The following is a 15561-nucleotide window of genomic DNA, read 5'->3' on the forward strand; positions in this document are numbered from 1 at the left end:
TTAAAGTACTTAAAAACTAATCGGTTAACACACGTTAACACTGGTTAACTAAGAACTTTCATTTCAGCATTTAGATTTGTAATCGTATTAATCATTAAAACCAAAACAAATGAAATTCTATTTAATTTTACTTTTTGTGTGTACCATAGGATATGCGCAAACAGATTCGAAAGACCAAAATTCTGAACTTAATGAGGTCAAGCTAACCAACATCAATGTGTCTGTAAGTGTAGATTCAGCAGAAGATGTAAAATCGACATTTGATGTTAAAGACATTGCTGAACTTGTTGATTTGGCAGAACCAAATGAAACCCTAGTATTTGAATTGAAATGCGAGGATGGGACTGTAAATAGCGAAAAGAATTATGTATCGTATCGTGTTAAGGGAAATTCAAGTGATTCAGAAAGTTTCTTAAAACGAGTTGAAAAAGTAAAACAAGCTGCAATTAAGTATTATAAAAACAAAAACTAATGAATACAATCACAAAACTTTTAGTAGTAACTGCGGTCATGCTCCTACATGTTGTAGGAGCTTTTGGCCAGGATTTTCAGGGTGAAGCTACCTACAAATCAAAACGTAAGGTCGATATCCAATTGGATAGCACACAAATGGATACAGGAATGCACCAACAAATGATTGAAATGCTCAAAAAACAGTTTGAGAAAACCTTTATTTTGACTTTCAATAAAGAAGCATCAACTTACAAGGAAGAAGAATCATTAGCACCTCCGCAACCACAAGGTATGCAAATGGTGATGGTAAGCACTGGAGGCTCTGATGTGTTGTATAAGAACATCAAGGAAAAACGCTACACCAACCAAAATGAGTCGTTTAGTAAAGTCTTTTTGATACAGGATAGCTTACAGGATATTGAATGGACACTGGAAAAAGAAACCAAAAATATTGGTGATTATACCTGTTTTAAAGCGACAACAACACGCCAAATAGAAGTTGTTGAAAGTGGCATCAGTGTCAATGGTGATAAAGATTTAAGCACTGATGAAAATGAGGCGCCTAAAATGAAAGATATTACCATAACCGCTTGGTACACACCTCAGATTCCAGTGAGTAACGGTCCTGGAAATTATCATGGACTTCCAGGATTGATTTTGGAAGTTAACGACGGAACCGAAACTGTTATTTGTAGTAAGATCATCATTAACCCAAAAGATGCCATGGCAATTGAAGAACCTAAAAAAGGTAAGGAAGTATCACAAGAAGAATACGATAAAATTATGGCTAAGAAACTTAAGGAAATGGAAGAGCGCATGAGGTCCAATCGACGTGACAGTGATGGTCAAAATATTGAAATTCGTATTGGAGGTTAGTGAGTTTTAGGTGTTTGTTTTAAGAAAAGTTTAACCTTTTTCCATTTAACTATTGAGTGTTTTTTGAGTCTTATGTTTTTTAAATGAACTAATTTTACAAGACATAAACTCAATAATCATGATACCATCAATTGCAAGAATTTGTACTGTAGCACTTTTGTGTTTCACAACCTTAACCTCAGCTCAAGACTTTCAGGGACAAGCCATTTATCAAACCAAAACAACTGTTGATATGAGTAGTTGGGGTGGCGAAATGAGTGAACAGCAAAAAAAGATGATTGCTGAACGAATGAAAAGTATGTTAGAAAAAACCTATGTACTTAATTTCAACAGAAGTGAATCCACCTACAAGGAAGAAGAAAAGTTGGAAGCTCCTGGCTCTGGTGGAGGCGGAAGATTTCGAGGCATGATGAGTAGTTTTACGGGTGGACCGCAATACAAAAGCATCAAGGAAAATGTCATTTTACAAGAGCAGGAATTCTTCGGAAAACAATTTTTGGTCAAGGATTCACTACCCGAACTAGTATGGAAACTCGAAGATGAAACAAAACAAATCGGTCAGTATACCTGCTTTAAGGCAACAACTACTAAGAAGGTTGACGAAATGGATTTCATGAGCATGCGTCGACGTGGAAGAAACAATGATGAAAAAAAGGAAGCAGAGAAAAAAGCAGATTCTACAAAGGCAACAGATCCTATGGATGAAATTGAAGTGCCTAAGTTTATAGTGGTAACGGCTTGGTACACACCTCAAATTCCTGTAAGTAATGGTCCTGCGGAATACCATGGACTTCCAGGATTGATTTTGGAGGTTTCTGCTGACAGAACCGTTATGCTTTGTACTAAAATTGTGATGAACCCTCAAGACAAAGAACCTATCGATAAACCAAGCAAAGGCGATTTGGTAACACGTGACGAATACAATACCATCATGAAAGAGAAAATAGAGGAAATGCGAGAAATGTATGGTGGTCGTGGTCGAGGTAGAGGTCGCTAATATCCAATAACTTCTAAACTGACTTTTAAAAAAATAATCAAGAGTTTAAAATCTACAAATGAAAAATATTTACTTCCTCCTGTTACTATTAGTAACCAGCACACTTAGTGCACAAGTTTCAGTTCAAGGTGTGGTTAAAGATAGTATTGGTACACCTTTGGAATTGGCTAATATCATTGCTATAAATAAAGAAACCAAAACCATGGCGTCTTATGCTATTTCCAACGATAAAGGACGTTATAAATTAGATTTGGAAAAGAACACGACCTATAATATTCAAGTGAGTTATATAGGTATGAAGACCTTTTCTGAAGAACTTGCCACCAAGGAAGAAAACATTACTAAAGATTACACGCTTCAAAATGACAATACGCTTGATGAGGTTCAGTTAACCTATGAAATGCCAGTTACCATTAAAGGTGATACCTTGGTTTATAATGCCGATTCCTTTAAGGATGGTACCGAACGAAAACTGGAAGACGTCCTTAAGAAATTACCAGGAGTTGAAATCAATGATGACGGACAAATAGAAGTGGAGGGAAAAGTGGTTTCGAAAGTCATGGTCGATGGAAAGGATTTCTTTGATGGCGACTCTAAATTGGCAACCAAGAACATACCATCTAATGCGGTTGATAAAGTACAGGTCTTAAAAAATTATGCTAACGTTGGGCAACTGAGTGGTGTGACCAATAACCAAGATAATGTGGCCATCAATATCAAACTGAAAGAAGGAAAGGAAAATTTCTGGTTTGGAGATGTTACTGCTGGAGCTGGTGTAGCCGATGATAACGGACTCTACATTGTACAACCAAAACTCTTTTATTACAGTCCGAAATACAGTATAAATCTTATTGGCGACTTGAACAATATTGGAGAAGTTGCCTTTACAAGACGTGATTTCTTTAACTTTTCTGGAGGCTTTAATCCGCCGAGCCAACAAAGTGGAACCAATATCAATTTAGGAAATAATAATCTTGGGTTTTTGACACTTCAGAACAATCAAGCCAAAAGTATTCAGACCAAATTTGGAGCTGCAAACTTTAGTTATTCACCTAAGAAAACATTAGACTTGAGTGGTTTCGCCATTTTCACAAGTTCAAGAATTGACCTTCAGGAAAACCGTTCGGTTCGATATACCGATTCAGATTTAGGCATTCCAGATGAGGATACCGAAAGTAAGACGAACCAAAAAAGTGATTTGGCGTTGTTCAAGCTCAAGGCGAAATACCAACCAAACTCTAACAATCAATTAGATTATGCTATTTTGGGACGTACTTCCAAAGAATCACAAGATCAAAACTTTACCTCTTCAGTCGTGGGAAGTACTTTGCAGTTTGAAGAAAACAGTCCGTACAGCATTAATCAGGATTTGAATTACTACTACACTTTAAACGACAATAATATTTTTGCCTTGGAAGCGCAACACTTAATTCAGGACGAAGATCCGTTTTACAATGCCTTGTTGCAAAATGACCCAACGAATAATGATGCAAGTCCCGAAGATCGTGATCCTTTCGATAATACAGCCGCAGGCTTAGGGTTTGATCAAACCTTAGACAATTATAATGTAGCCCAAGACAAGCGTATCAAGTCGAATCAGTTGGATGCTAAATTGGATTATTGGAACATCCTTAACAACAAAAGTAATATCAATTTTACGTTGGGAACCATTTTGAGCCGTCAGGATTTTGACAGTAATATTTTTCAGTTTTTAGATAATGGAACGGTTTTCGATTCCAGTCCAACTTTTAATAACGGATTGGATACAAATGATGTTGCCTATAATTTCAGTGATTTGTATTTGGGTGTTCACTACCGATTGAAAAGTGGCATGTTCACGTTTACACCTGGATTTTCAGCGCATGCCTATGGAGCAAAAAACACCCAGTTTGGAACCGAATATAAAGACAATTTCTTCAGGTTATTGCCAGATGTCAATGTTAGAATGGAACTCAAAAAGAGTGAAAACATCGAATTTAACTATCGTATGCAAACCGAATTTACCGATGTGACCCAATTAGCACAAGGATTGGTGATGAACAATTACGATTCGTATTTTACAGGAAACCAAACCTTAAAGAACGGAACTTCACATACGGTGAGTTTACGATATTTCAGTTTTAATATGTTTAACTACACCAATGTCTTTGGTAATTTAACCTATAGCAAACGTATTGATCAAATAAGAAACTTATCAAATTTTGAAAGTATTATTAGAACAAGTTCCCCATTCAATTCCGGATTTGCAGACGAGACCTTTAGTGCCTTTGGACGTTTCCAGAGAAGTTTCAAAAAGATAAGAGCAACCTTAAGTGGGAATTTTACCTATTCAAAATTCAATCAGTTCATTCAGAACAGACGTTCCATTAACGAGAGCTATAATCAAAACTATCGTGCACAATTGCGAACCAATTTTAGGGAAGCGCCAAATGTAGAGGTGTCGTATCGCTATGGTATCAATAACAACAAGCAAGGTGGAACCAATACTACTTTCTTTACACATGCACCTACGATTGAGTTCGATGCGTATATCTGGAAAACCATTACGTTCAGAACCGATTTTACCTACAACGAAACACGTGATAAATCAAGATCCTTAAACGATAACGAGCTTTGGAATGCTTCGCTATCGTACCGCAAGGATAAAGATGCCAAAATGGAATATGAGCTAAAAGGCACCAACTTATTGAACACCCAATCGAGATTCAATACCAGTCAAGGGAATTTCTCGGTAAGTGCCACAGAGTATTTTATCCAGCCACGATTTTTGACTTTTAGAGTGATTTATTCATTGTAAGATTTTGGGCGTTACCAACCCAAAAGGTTGGTCAGGCTCTCGGCAGTCGCTTTTAGGTTTTTGTCATTCCGCACTACGATGCGGACTATTACACAACCTAAAGAGCTCCAACAACGCCTGCACTGAGCGCAGTCGTAGTGCCTCCATCCTTAACGCAAATAAAAAAGCCTTCTCATTCGAGAAGGCTTTTTTGTTTTAATTAATTATCTCTTAAAGCATGTATGGTTCCAGAAATTGGAATGGTATCATCTGAATTAAAATCATTAATGACACCACTAAAATTGATATCCATATAATCACCAACCTCACCAAAATAAGTCACGTTGGTAGTTCCTACAAAATAGTTTTCAAGACTTGTGGAACTGTTGTTTTCATCAAAAATTTGTATTTCAGCATCGGTATACGAATTCGGCCCATTAAAACTAGCTATTGATAAGGAGAAGTAATATGGTGAGTTTTGATTTGGATCATAATAACTAACATACAAATAGGAGCCATCAACACCACCAAAAACATTAAAGTTGTATGCGATTGGAGGATTCCCTTCAACTTGATAGGTGATAAACTCCTCAATTGTGTTGCAAGACTGTAGCGTTCCAATATTTGTAATGGGTGTTGTGAAAGTATAGGCTATAGAGTCTGTCTGTTGTACGTTAACATAATCGTAAGCTTCAATTGAAAATTGATTACTACTTGAACATCTTATTAAATTAATTTCAAAAGTTCCATCGGTAACAATATCTGAAAACGTTTCATAGCCATATCCAAGTAGTACATAACCGTCAGTAACAGGATCACCATTACAGGTTGTAAAATCACCAATAACAGTTTCCGAAATCAGATCTGCATCGTCTTGAACGGTAATACTGATTATTGAATCCGAATTAAAAGGTCCAATACTTTCTGTGTGAATCGGATTGCTACCGCAGATATCAAAATAGTAAACATTCATTGTTAGGGTTTCTCCACTAGGAACCAATCCGCAAACTTCTCCGTTTTGATTCGTGTAACCAGAAGTAGTGCCATAAGAATTACTTGTAAGCGTAATAGTTAAATTTGATAAGAAGTCTCCATCTACATTGGAAGTAGTTATACAGAGATTTACGGCTTCAGCTGGAATGTCACAGTTCCAAAACGAAAAATGACTAACTGTTCCAACATATTCATTACCGACTAAAGTAGCCTCACCTTCCTCAACCCAATAACCATGCGTCTCATCAAAATACCACAATGGGATTGAACTTGGTGCATCGGCCATCAAACTGGCATCTAAAGGGACTTTTATTTCAGCAGTCGAGCCCTCAGCAAGATTCAAGTCCTCACCATTCTCACCACGCAGTTCTACAGCCAGCATTCCAAAGGTCTGAAGCATTCGCTCCTCATTCTGTGCATTGGCAGCATAGAGCATGCCTGGCATCTGGTCTGGCATGTTCTCATCGGCTGGATCCAAATGGTGCATGATCACGTTGACGTTTCCAGAATATGACGTGCCATCTGCTTTACTATAGTCGCCTTCCAAAGCTACAGAAGCACCATTGGACAAGCTTATGGTTTCCTGAGTTCCACTTGATGTGGTGCCAACAACGGTTTCAGGTAACATCATGATGCGTACTTTGTTGGTTCCCGAACTTGGAACGACTGAGCGTGAGGCATGGATAAAACCTGCCTTTTCTGCCATGACATATCCAAAACGTTCATTGACCGTAGCTGCATTAATGATAAATACACCATTACTGTCGGTCATTGCCGTGGAGCTGCCAATGCTAATCATTACATTCTCTATGGGATTGTTATTGGTGTCGACCACAGTCCCTAAAAAGTTTCTGTTAATCTCATTGCCAAAATTCTCAGCAAATGCTGAGGGGTTAGGGCCTTGGTTTTGGTTGGGATTGTTGGTGACACTGTCATCATTATTACAAGAAAGAATAAAGAAGGAGTAAAAAAGGATTATAATAATAAATCGAGAATAGTTTTTTAAGGACGTCATGAAATGGAATTTTATAATTGTTACTAATATAACAGATAGAACGCAGAAAACCCTAATTATCTGCTTATTAAAAAATTTCAAATAAAAAAAGCCTTCTTAATCAGAAGGCTTTTCAATGAAAAATATAATCAAAATAATACCATTTAAATCTAAAAGATTATATCCTTTGTTATTTAGATGTAAAATTCTCTAAAAGGTTGCGCGACAATCATTAAAAAATTAAAAACCTCTGAAATTTCAGAGGCTTTAAGATTTTATTATGTCAAGCTTTATTAAAGATCAAATGCTTTTTTGATGTCGTCAACATAATCTAATTTTTCCCAGGTAAACAATTCAACCTCTAATGTCTTAGGATCACCATTAGGTTGCTCAAAAGTTTTGGTCACTGTTTCAGAATCGCGTCCCATATGTCCGTAAGCTGCAGTTTCGCTGTACATTGGCTGGCGTAATTTAAGTCGCTCTTCAATAGCGGCTGGACGCATATCAAAAATGGTCTTGATTTTCTGAGCAATCTCACCATCGGTTAAATTGAAAGGACAAGTTCCATAAGTATCCACAAAAATTGAGGTTGGCTCAACGACGCCAATAGCATAACTCACCTGAACCAAAATTTCATCACAAACACCTGCCGCAACCATATTTTTAGCAATATGTCTCGTGGCATAAGCAGCACTCCTGTCTACTTTACTTGGATCTTTTCCAGAAAATGCACCACCACCATGAGCACCTTTTCCACCGTAAGTGTCTACAATGATTTTTCGACCTGTTAAGCCAGTATCACCATGTGGTCCACCAATCACAAATTTTCCTGTCGGATTGATATGATAAGTAATATCGTCATTAAAAAGTGCTTGTATATGCTCAGGAAGTTTGGCAACCACTCTTGGGATTAAGATATCAACAATATCTTTTCTAATCTTTGCCAACATTTCCTCATCAGTTCCAAAATCATCGTGTTGCGTCGAAACAACAATAGCATCAATTCGTTGCGGCACATTGTCATCACTATACTCAATAGTCACTTGACTTTTAGAGTCTGGACGTAAATAGGTAATGTCTTTGTTTTCTCTTCGTAAAGCAGCTAATTCCTTTAAGATCATGTGCGATAAATCCAAGGCTAAAGGCATGTAGTTATCCGTTTCTTTAGTAGCATAACCAAACATCATACCTTGGTCACCAGCACCTTGTTCTTCTTTAGAAGCTCTATCTACACCACGATTAATATCTTCAGATTGTTCGTGAATAGCAGAAAAGACACCACAGGAATTCCCGTCAAACATATATTCACTTTTGGTATATCCAATTTTGTTGATCGTATCTCTAGCGATTTTTTGAACATCCAAATAGGTATTCGATTTTACTTCACCAGCTAGAACCACTTGTCCAGTAGTCACTAAGGTTTCACAAGCTACTTTTGAATCAGGATCAAAGGCCAAGAAATTATCGATCAGCGCATCACTGATTTGATCGGCTACTTTATCTGGATGTCCTTCAGAAACACTTTCCGAAGTAAATAAGTAAGGCATAATAGTGTTTTTAATGTTTGAAGGAAAAAAGTAATGACACTATTACTAAAGAAGTTGATAACTGCTTTAGCATTTTTTTTCTTCTGAATCTGATTCAGAAGAAGAGGTCGCAATCAGAACAAATTTTTCCTCTTTGATTAGTTCTCGGCAAAAGTAAAAAAAATAAAAATGAGAGAAAGTCGAATTTAAGTTTTTTCTATATTATTTGGAATTGTAAACGTTTTGTTGCAATATTTGTACTGTAAAAGTTCAACTACTTATTGAAATGTTATCGAGAAAGGCGGAGGGAATAGACCCGTTGAAACCTTAGCAACCCTTAATCATTTAAGAAGGTGCTACATTCTACTCGAATCGTGATACAGTATCACATTCAGATAGATAACCAAGCGTAATTACAGTTCTGTAATTATAAATATTCTCATGACATTTTTTAAAGTATGCTTTAGGTTAAGCCTTAGTTAAGGTTTGGTATTAATTGTTATTTAATCAATCTATGTATAGCATAAGAGAAGAAATTAAGAAACGGATTTTGGTGTTGGATGGTGCAATGGGAACCATGTTGCAACGCTATAATTTTTCGGAGTCAGATTTTAGAGGGAAGCGTTTTGCCGACTTTCCATTACCACTGAAAGGAAACAACGATTTGTTGTCGCTAACTCAACCCGAAGCTATTGCTGAAGTACATCGCCAGTATTTTGAAGCAGGTGCAGATATTGTTGAAACCAATACCTTTTCAGGAACAACCATTGCCATGGCAGATTACAAGATGGAAGATCTTGTTTATGAATTAAATTACGAGTCGGCAAAAATAGCCAAACAAGTCGCTGATGAATTCACAAAAGCCAATCCAGAAAAACCGCGTTTTATCGCTGGAAGTATTGGTCCGACCAATAAAACCGCAAGTATGTCGCCAGACGTGAACCGACCAGAATATAGAGCGGTTACTTTTGAAGAATTACGTTTAGCGTATAAAGAGCAAGTAGAAGCTTTGATTGATGGAGGTGTTGATGTGTTGTTGGTTGAAACGATTTTTGATACGCTTAATGCCAAAGCTGCCTTATTCGCTATCGAAGAAGTAAAGGAAGAACGACAGATAGATATTCCTATTATGGTTTCAGGTACCATAACCGATGCTTCTGGACGAACATTATCAGGTCAAACCGTAGAGGCATTTTTAGTGTCCATTTCCCACATACCACTATTGAGTGTTGGTTTCAATTGTGCTTTAGGAGCCGAACAGCTCAAACCATATTTGCAGCGTTTATCTCATGAAACCAAATTCTATACGTCGGCGCATCCCAATGCTGGATTACCTAATGCGTTTGGAGAGTACGATCAATCGGCTCTTCAGATGCAAAACCTTATTGAGGATTATTTGAAAGATGGTTTGGTGAACATTGTTGGAGGCTGCTGTGGAACCAATCCGCAACATATTAAAGCTATTGCAAAAGTGGCTAAGAATTATGGCCCTAGAAAAGTGGTTGTTGGTGTATAGTGTTTGGTTTATAGAAATTAAAGAACAAGAATTATGAAGGATTATACAGAGTTAGAAGTTTGGATTGCCTCAAGAAAGTTAGTTAAGACAGTTTATGGATTAACATCGAAATTTCCTAACACAGAAATATATAGTTTGACAAATCAAATAAACAGAAGCGTAATTTCTGTACCTTCAAATATTGCTGAAGGCATAGGAAGGCAATCAGACAAAGAGACTATTCAATTTTTATACATTTCAAAAGGTTCGCTTTTTGAACTGGAAACACAATTATATTTAGCTTATGATTTAGAGTATATTTCAAAAGATCAACTTGAAAACGTTTTAAATGAAACTACTTCGAGTAAAAAACTATTAAACGGATTCATTAATTATTTCAAAAGCAAAAAATAATTATGAGCTCAACAAAACACATGTTGCCACACACCATACACAAAACACCAAAAACAAAGTACTTAAAGCTTTCCGGTCTTGAACCCTTAATTGTTACTCCAGAAAGCAACTTTATCAATGTAGGTGAACGTACCAATGTTACAGGCTCTAGAAAATTCTTAAGATTAATCAAGGAAGACAAGTTTGATGAGGCTTTGGATGTTGCGAGAGATCAAGTGGAAGGTGGGGCACAAATTCTCGATGTGAATATGGATGAGGGCATGCTTGATGGTAAAGAGGCCATGGTACATTTCTTAAACCTGATAGCTTCTGAACCTGATATTGCTCGTATTCCTATTATGATCGATAGTTCCAAATGGGAGATTATTGAAGCTGGTTTGCAGGTTGTACAAGGTAAAAGTGTGGTCAATTCCATTAGCTTAAAAGAAGGCGAAACTGAATTTATCAGACAAGCTACATTGATAAAAAGCTATGGTGCTGCTGTCATTGTGATGGCATTTGATGAGATTGGTCAGGCCGATACTTATGAAAGACGCATCCAAATCTGCGAAAGATCGTATAAAATATTGGTGGATATTGTCAAATTTCCGCCTCAGGATATCATATTTGATCCTAATATTTTTCCCGTGGCGACAGGAATGGAAGAACATCGATTGAATGCACTGGATTTCTTCAAAGCCACGAAATGGATTCGAACACATTTGCCTTATGCTAATGTGTCTGGTGGTGTGAGTAATGTGTCCTTTTCTTTCCGAGGAAATACAGTCGTTCGTGAAGCGATTAATTCTGCATTCTTATACCATGCCATTCAACATGGAATGAATTTAGGGATTGTCAATCCGACGCAGTTGGAAGTTTATGATGAAATTCCAAAAGAGTTATTGAAGCATGTTGAAGATGTTTTGTTTGATCGTGATGATCAGGCAACAGAACGCCTATTGGAATTTGCAGAATCGGTTAAAGAGGTTGCCAAAGATAGTAACACAAAAGTTCAAGAGTGGCGCAATGAATCTTTGCAGGAACGCATAACGCATAGTCTTGTTAAAGGGATTGATACATTTATTGTCGATGATGTTGAGGAAGCTCGCCAAGCAACTGAAAAACCTATTGAGGTTATTGAGGGTTATTTAATGACAGGAATGAATGTGGTTGGTGATCTCTTCGGAAGCGGAAAAATGTTCTTGCCACAGGTTGTCAAATCGGCTCGTGTCATGAAAAAAGCAGTAGCCTATCTGAAACCTTTTATCGAAGCTGAAAAAGATGGACAACAAGAATATGCTGGGAAAATTTTGATGGCTACGGTTAAAGGTGATGTGCATGACATCGGTAAAAATATCGTGAGTGTGGTTTTGGGTTGTAATAATTATGAAATCATCGATTTGGGTGTTATGGTTCCGCCAGAGAAAATCATAGAGGTTGCCAAAAAGGAACAAGTCGATATTGTTGGATTGAGTGGCTTGATTACCCCTTCACTTGATGAAATGGTCTATCTTTCCAAAGCTATGAAAAAGGAAAATTTAACCATCCCATTGATTATTGGAGGTGCTACAACATCAAAAGCCCATACTTCTGTAAAAATTGCTCCTCATTATGATCATACAGTCGTTCATATCAATGATGCTTCAAGAGCTGTGACTGTTGTCGGTAATTTGTTACAAAAAGACAATCAGGTGTATAAATCTGAAATCAGAAAAGAGTACGACAACTTCAGGGAACAGTTTTTAAAACGTGGCAAGCGTAAAGCATATTTGAGTATTCAAGAAGCGCGACAAAACAAATTCAGAATAGATTGGGATGTTAATTCAGTTGTTACACCTAAGCAACTAGGTGTTCAGGTTATCAATGATTTTGACATCACGCTACTGGAAGATTATATTGATTGGAGTCCGTTTTTCAGAAGTTGGGATTTACACGGAAAGTTTCCGGAGATTCTAAACGATGAGATTGTTGGAACGCAAGCTTCCGAATTGTTCAAGGATGCACAAGACACTTTACAGGAGATTTTCAAAAACAAATTATTGAAAGCTAAAGCTGTATTCGGATTGTTTCCAGCAAACACCGTAAATGACGATGATATTGAAGTCTATGATGAACATGGCGAACTCAAGCATACCTTCCTAACATTACGACAACAACTCAAAAAACGAGAAGGTGTCCCTAATCATGCCTTATCCGATTTTATTGCACCGAAAACTTCTGGAATTCAAGATTATATTGGTGCTTTTTGTGTATCGACAGGCTTTGGTACAGATGCTTTGGCAAAGCAATATGAAGCGGATAATGATGACTATAATGCTATTATGATAAAAGCGTTAGCCGATCGTTTGGCAGAAGCTTTTGCTGAATACTTACACAAACATGTAAGAACAGAGGTTTGGGCTTATGCAAGTCAGGAAAACTTAAGCAACGAAGAATTGATACAAGAGCAATATAAAGGTATCAGGCCTGCGCCTGGCTATCCTGCTTGTCCAGACCATTTAGAAAAAAATACCATTTGGAAACTTTTGGATGTTGAAAAAAATATTGGTGTAAAACTTACCGAAAGTTTGGCCATGTGGCCAGCTGCTAGTGTAAGTGGTTATTATTTTGCGCATCTAGAATCTAAATACTTCGGATTGGGAAAAATTACCGACGATCAATTGGAAGATTATGCCAAGCGAAGACAAATTAGTAAAGACGAAGCTAAAAAATGGTTAAATCCGAATCTAGCAGATAACTAAAAATATATGAAGGTTACAGAACATATTGAAAAAGCGAATGGAAATACTCAATTTTCTTTTGAAATTTTACCGCCTTTAAAAGGGCAGCATATCCAATCCATTTTTAATAATATTGATCCATTAATGGAATTTAATCCACCTTTTATTGATGTGACTTACCATAGGGAAGAATACCTTTACAAGGAATTGGAAAATGGCTTATTACAGAAAAAAATTGTCAAGAAACGACCTGGAACGGTTGGGATTTGTGCAGCAATTCAAAACAAGTACAGTGTTGATGCCATTCCGCATATTCTTTGTGGCGGATTTACAAAAGAAGACACCGAAAACTTTCTGATTGATCTTGATTTTCTAGGTATTGAAAATGTCATGGCTTTACGAGGTGATGCCGTGAAGACCGAAACCTATTTTAAACCTGAAAAAGAAGGGCATCATTTCGCAAGTGAACTGGTCACGCAAATTTCAGAACTCAATAAGGGCAATTATCTAGACGAAGACCTTCAAAACTCTTCAAAGACCAATTTTTGTATAGGTGTAGCAGCTTATCCTGAAAAGCACATGGAAGCTCCTAGCTTGGATAGTGATATCCATTTTCTGAAAAAGAAAATCAAAAATGGCGCCACCTATATTGTCACTCAAATGTTTTTTGATAACCAGAAGTATTTTGATTTTGTGGATAAGTGTCGAGCCTCGGGAATAACCGTTCCAATCATTCCAGGCTTAAAGCCAATTGCGACCAAAAAGCAACTGAATTTAATTCCGCATCGTTTTCATGTTGATTTGCCTGAAACTTTGATTATGGAAATTGTAAAATGTAAAGACAATTCTCAAGTTGCCCAAGTTGGTATCGAGTGGTGTATTGAACAATCTAAAGCGCTTCAAAAAGCAGGTATTCCTGTATTGCATTATTATTCAATGGGTAAAAGCGACAATATCAAATCGATAGCTTCTAAAGTGTTTTAAAAAAGGATTTCAATTTCTAAAATCAGTTGAGAAAGCGTACTTTTGCAAAACGAAATTGTTAGGGTAAATTAGGTATGAAAACATCAAAATTAGCTGAAGGATTAAAAGGATCCGAAATTATTAAAATTGCTGGTGAGGTTAATGCTCTTAAAGCAAAAGGTGAAACCGTTTACAACCAAACTATAGGTGATTTCGATTCTAGTGTATTTCCAATTCCAAAAGCCTTGAAAAGAGAAATTGTTGAGGCTTACGAAAATGACCAAACCAATTACCCAACAGCAAATGGAATGGAAGAGCTTCGAGAAACGGTTTCTTCCTATTTGGCCAATCGTCTTGGGTTGCGTTATACTAAAGATGAAATACTTATCTCTGGTGGTGCGAGACCACTTATCTATGCCTTGTACCAAACAGTATTAGATTTAGAAGACACCGTTTTATATCCTGTACCATCATGGAATAATGATGCTTATACCTATTTAGCTAGAAATAAAGCTGTGGTTGTTGAAACCAAAGCTAAAAACAAATTCATGCCAACCGTTGAGGATATCGAACCTCATGTTCAGGATATTGCATTATTGGCACTTTGTTCTCCGCTAAATCCGACTGGAACCACATTTGATAAAGAGACCTTATTAGAAATTTCCAATTTGGTGATTACTGAAAACGAGCGTCGCAAGAAAGAAGGTCAAAAACCTTTGTATGTGCTTTACGATCAAATTTATTGGCAGTTAACGTATGGTGAGACGGCACATTACAATCCAGTAGAACTCAATCCTGACATTCGTGAATATACCATTTTTATTGATGGTATTTCCAAAGCTTTTGCTTCAACTGGTGTTCGAGTGGGTTGGGCTTTTGGTCCAAGTCATGTCATCAATAAGATGAAAGCCTTGTTGAGCCATATTGGTGCTTGGGCTCCAAAAGCTGAACAGATGGCAGTTGCCTCTTATTTGTCGCAAACAGAAACGGTGTCCCAATATTTAGGTTATATCAAACAAGAATTGCATTACAGATTGAAGAAGTTTTATGACGGATTTCAAGATTTAAAATCTCAAGGCTTTGCAGTTCATGCTATCGAACCTGAAGCGGCTTTGTATTTAACTGTTCAATTTGATCTGATTGGAAAAACCACAGTTGATGGAGAACAATTGAATTCCATAGAAGAAGTCACGAGCTATTTGCTCAATGAAGCCAAATTAGCAGTTGTTCCTTTCTATGCCTTTGGAGCTTCAAGAACTTCAAATTGGTTTCGACTTTCTGTTGGAACTTCCAAAAAGGAAGAAATCGATACCATTTTTGATTTGCTGAAAAAAGCTTTGGAAAATTTATCCTAAGCTCATTACATTTATTCTGT

11 protein-coding genes and 1 riboswitch are annotated in these 15561 nt (G+C 37.0%); of the genes, 9 read left to right on the forward strand and 2 right to left on the reverse strand.

Annotation, left to right across the window (positions count from 1 at the left end):
* Window positions 1-109 precede the first annotated feature (109 nt).
* The 4 genes from AB9K26_RS04160 to AB9K26_RS04175 all read left to right on the forward strand — a co-directional run bounded on the left by AB9K26_RS04160 (window position 110) and on the right by AB9K26_RS04175 (window position 5123).
* Complete coding sequence (locus tag AB9K26_RS04160) at window positions 110-472, forward strand: hypothetical protein (protein ID WP_369971280.1); 363 nt, start codon at window positions 110-112, stop codon at window positions 470-472.
* Window positions 472-1329, forward strand: a complete 858-nt coding sequence (locus AB9K26_RS04165; RefSeq protein WP_369971281.1) for a GLPGLI family protein — start codon at window positions 472-474, stop codon at window positions 1327-1329. Before AB9K26_RS04160 ends, AB9K26_RS04165 begins: the two co-directional genes overlap by 1 nt.
* Before the next feature lie 118 nt (window positions 1330-1447).
* A complete protein-coding gene (locus AB9K26_RS04170; protein ID WP_369971282.1) occupies window positions 1448-2326 on the forward strand; it encodes a GLPGLI family protein in 879 nt (292 codons plus the stop codon).
* 58 nt (window positions 2327-2384) lie between these two features.
* Window positions 2385-5123 (forward strand): carboxypeptidase regulatory-like domain-containing protein, encoded by a 2739-nt coding sequence (locus tag AB9K26_RS04175; protein WP_369971283.1) that lies wholly within the window; start codon window positions 2385-2387, stop codon window positions 5121-5123.
* A 199-nt stretch (window positions 5124-5322) separates the two neighbouring features.
* On the opposite strand, the gene AB9K26_RS04180 is transcribed toward AB9K26_RS04175, so the two are convergent.
* Window positions 5323-7110 carry a carboxypeptidase-like regulatory domain-containing protein gene (locus tag AB9K26_RS04180; RefSeq protein ID WP_369971284.1) on the reverse strand — a complete coding sequence of 596 codons (1788 nt, stop codon included), beginning with the start codon at window positions 7108-7110 and terminating at the stop codon, window positions 5323-5325.
* A 272-nt stretch (window positions 7111-7382) separates the two neighbouring features.
* Window positions 7383-8636, reverse strand: coding sequence for a methionine adenosyltransferase (gene metK, locus AB9K26_RS04185; protein ID WP_369971285.1), 1254 nt, complete (start codon window positions 8634-8636; stop codon window positions 7383-7385).
* A 265-nt stretch (window positions 8637-8901) separates the two neighbouring features.
* A riboswitch (SAM riboswitch) is annotated at window positions 8902-9021 on the forward strand.
* A 108-nt stretch (window positions 9022-9129) separates the two neighbouring features.
* Between metK and AB9K26_RS04190 the strand changes: the two genes are divergently transcribed.
* The 5 genes from AB9K26_RS04190 to AB9K26_RS04210 all read left to right on the forward strand — a co-directional run bounded on the left by AB9K26_RS04190 (window position 9130) and on the right by AB9K26_RS04210 (window position 15541).
* The gene (locus tag AB9K26_RS04190; protein ID WP_369971286.1) at window positions 9130-10131 is read left to right on the forward strand and encodes a homocysteine S-methyltransferase family protein; all 1002 of its coding nucleotides are present in this window, start codon (window positions 9130-9132) and stop codon (window positions 10129-10131) included.
* 33 nt (window positions 10132-10164) lie between these two features.
* The gene (locus AB9K26_RS04195) at window positions 10165-10524 is read left to right on the forward strand and encodes a four helix bundle protein (RefSeq protein ID WP_369971287.1); all 360 of its coding nucleotides are present in this window, start codon (window positions 10165-10167) and stop codon (window positions 10522-10524) included.
* Window positions 10525-10526: 2 nt separating this feature from the next.
* On the forward strand, window positions 10527-13244 hold the full coding sequence (metH, locus tag AB9K26_RS04200) for a methionine synthase (protein ID WP_369971288.1): 2718 nt from the start codon (window positions 10527-10529) through the stop codon (window positions 13242-13244).
* 6 nt (window positions 13245-13250) lie between these two features.
* The gene (metF, locus tag AB9K26_RS04205) at window positions 13251-14207 is read left to right on the forward strand and encodes a methylenetetrahydrofolate reductase [NAD(P)H] (RefSeq protein WP_369971289.1); all 957 of its coding nucleotides are present in this window, start codon (window positions 13251-13253) and stop codon (window positions 14205-14207) included.
* Window positions 14208-14281: 74 nt separating this feature from the next.
* Window positions 14282-15541, forward strand: coding sequence for a pyridoxal phosphate-dependent aminotransferase (locus tag AB9K26_RS04210; protein ID WP_369971290.1), 1260 nt, complete (start codon window positions 14282-14284; stop codon window positions 15539-15541).
* Window positions 15542-15561 lie beyond the last annotated feature (20 nt).

Source organism: Psychroserpens sp. XS_ASV72 (genome assembly GCF_041224425.1).
Taxonomy (GTDB): Bacteria; Bacteroidota; Bacteroidia; order Flavobacteriales; family Flavobacteriaceae; genus Psychroserpens.

What these genes read in the sequence shown, in the direction of transcription:
- AB9K26_RS04160 (WP_369971280.1), top strand. Translation starts at nt 110, where the DNA reads ATGAAATTCTATTTAATTTTACTTTTTGTGTGTACCATAGGATATGCG.
- AB9K26_RS04165 (WP_369971281.1), top strand. Translation starts at nt 472, where the DNA reads ATGAATACAATCACAAAACTTTTAGTAGTAACTGCGGTCATGCTCCTA.
- AB9K26_RS04170 (WP_369971282.1), top strand. Translation starts at nt 1,448, where the DNA reads ATGATACCATCAATTGCAAGAATTTGTACTGTAGCACTTTTGTGTTTC.
- AB9K26_RS04175 (WP_369971283.1), top strand. Translation starts at nt 2,385, where the DNA reads ATGAAAAATATTTACTTCCTCCTGTTACTATTAGTAACCAGCACACTT.
- AB9K26_RS04180 (WP_369971284.1), bottom strand. Translation starts at nt 7,110, where the DNA reads ATGACGTCCTTAAAAAACTATTCTCGATTTATTATTATAATCCTTTTT.
- metK (WP_369971285.1), bottom strand. Translation starts at nt 8,636, where the DNA reads ATGCCTTACTTATTTACTTCGGAAAGTGTTTCTGAAGGACATCCAGAT.
- AB9K26_RS04190 (WP_369971286.1), top strand. Translation starts at nt 9,130, where the DNA reads ATGTATAGCATAAGAGAAGAAATTAAGAAACGGATTTTGGTGTTGGAT.
- AB9K26_RS04195 (WP_369971287.1), top strand. Translation starts at nt 10,165, where the DNA reads ATGAAGGATTATACAGAGTTAGAAGTTTGGATTGCCTCAAGAAAGTTA.
- metH (WP_369971288.1), top strand. Translation starts at nt 10,527, where the DNA reads ATGAGCTCAACAAAACACATGTTGCCACACACCATACACAAAACACCA.
- metF (WP_369971289.1), top strand. Translation starts at nt 13,251, where the DNA reads ATGAAGGTTACAGAACATATTGAAAAAGCGAATGGAAATACTCAATTT.
- AB9K26_RS04210 (WP_369971290.1), top strand. Translation starts at nt 14,282, where the DNA reads ATGAAAACATCAAAATTAGCTGAAGGATTAAAAGGATCCGAAATTATT.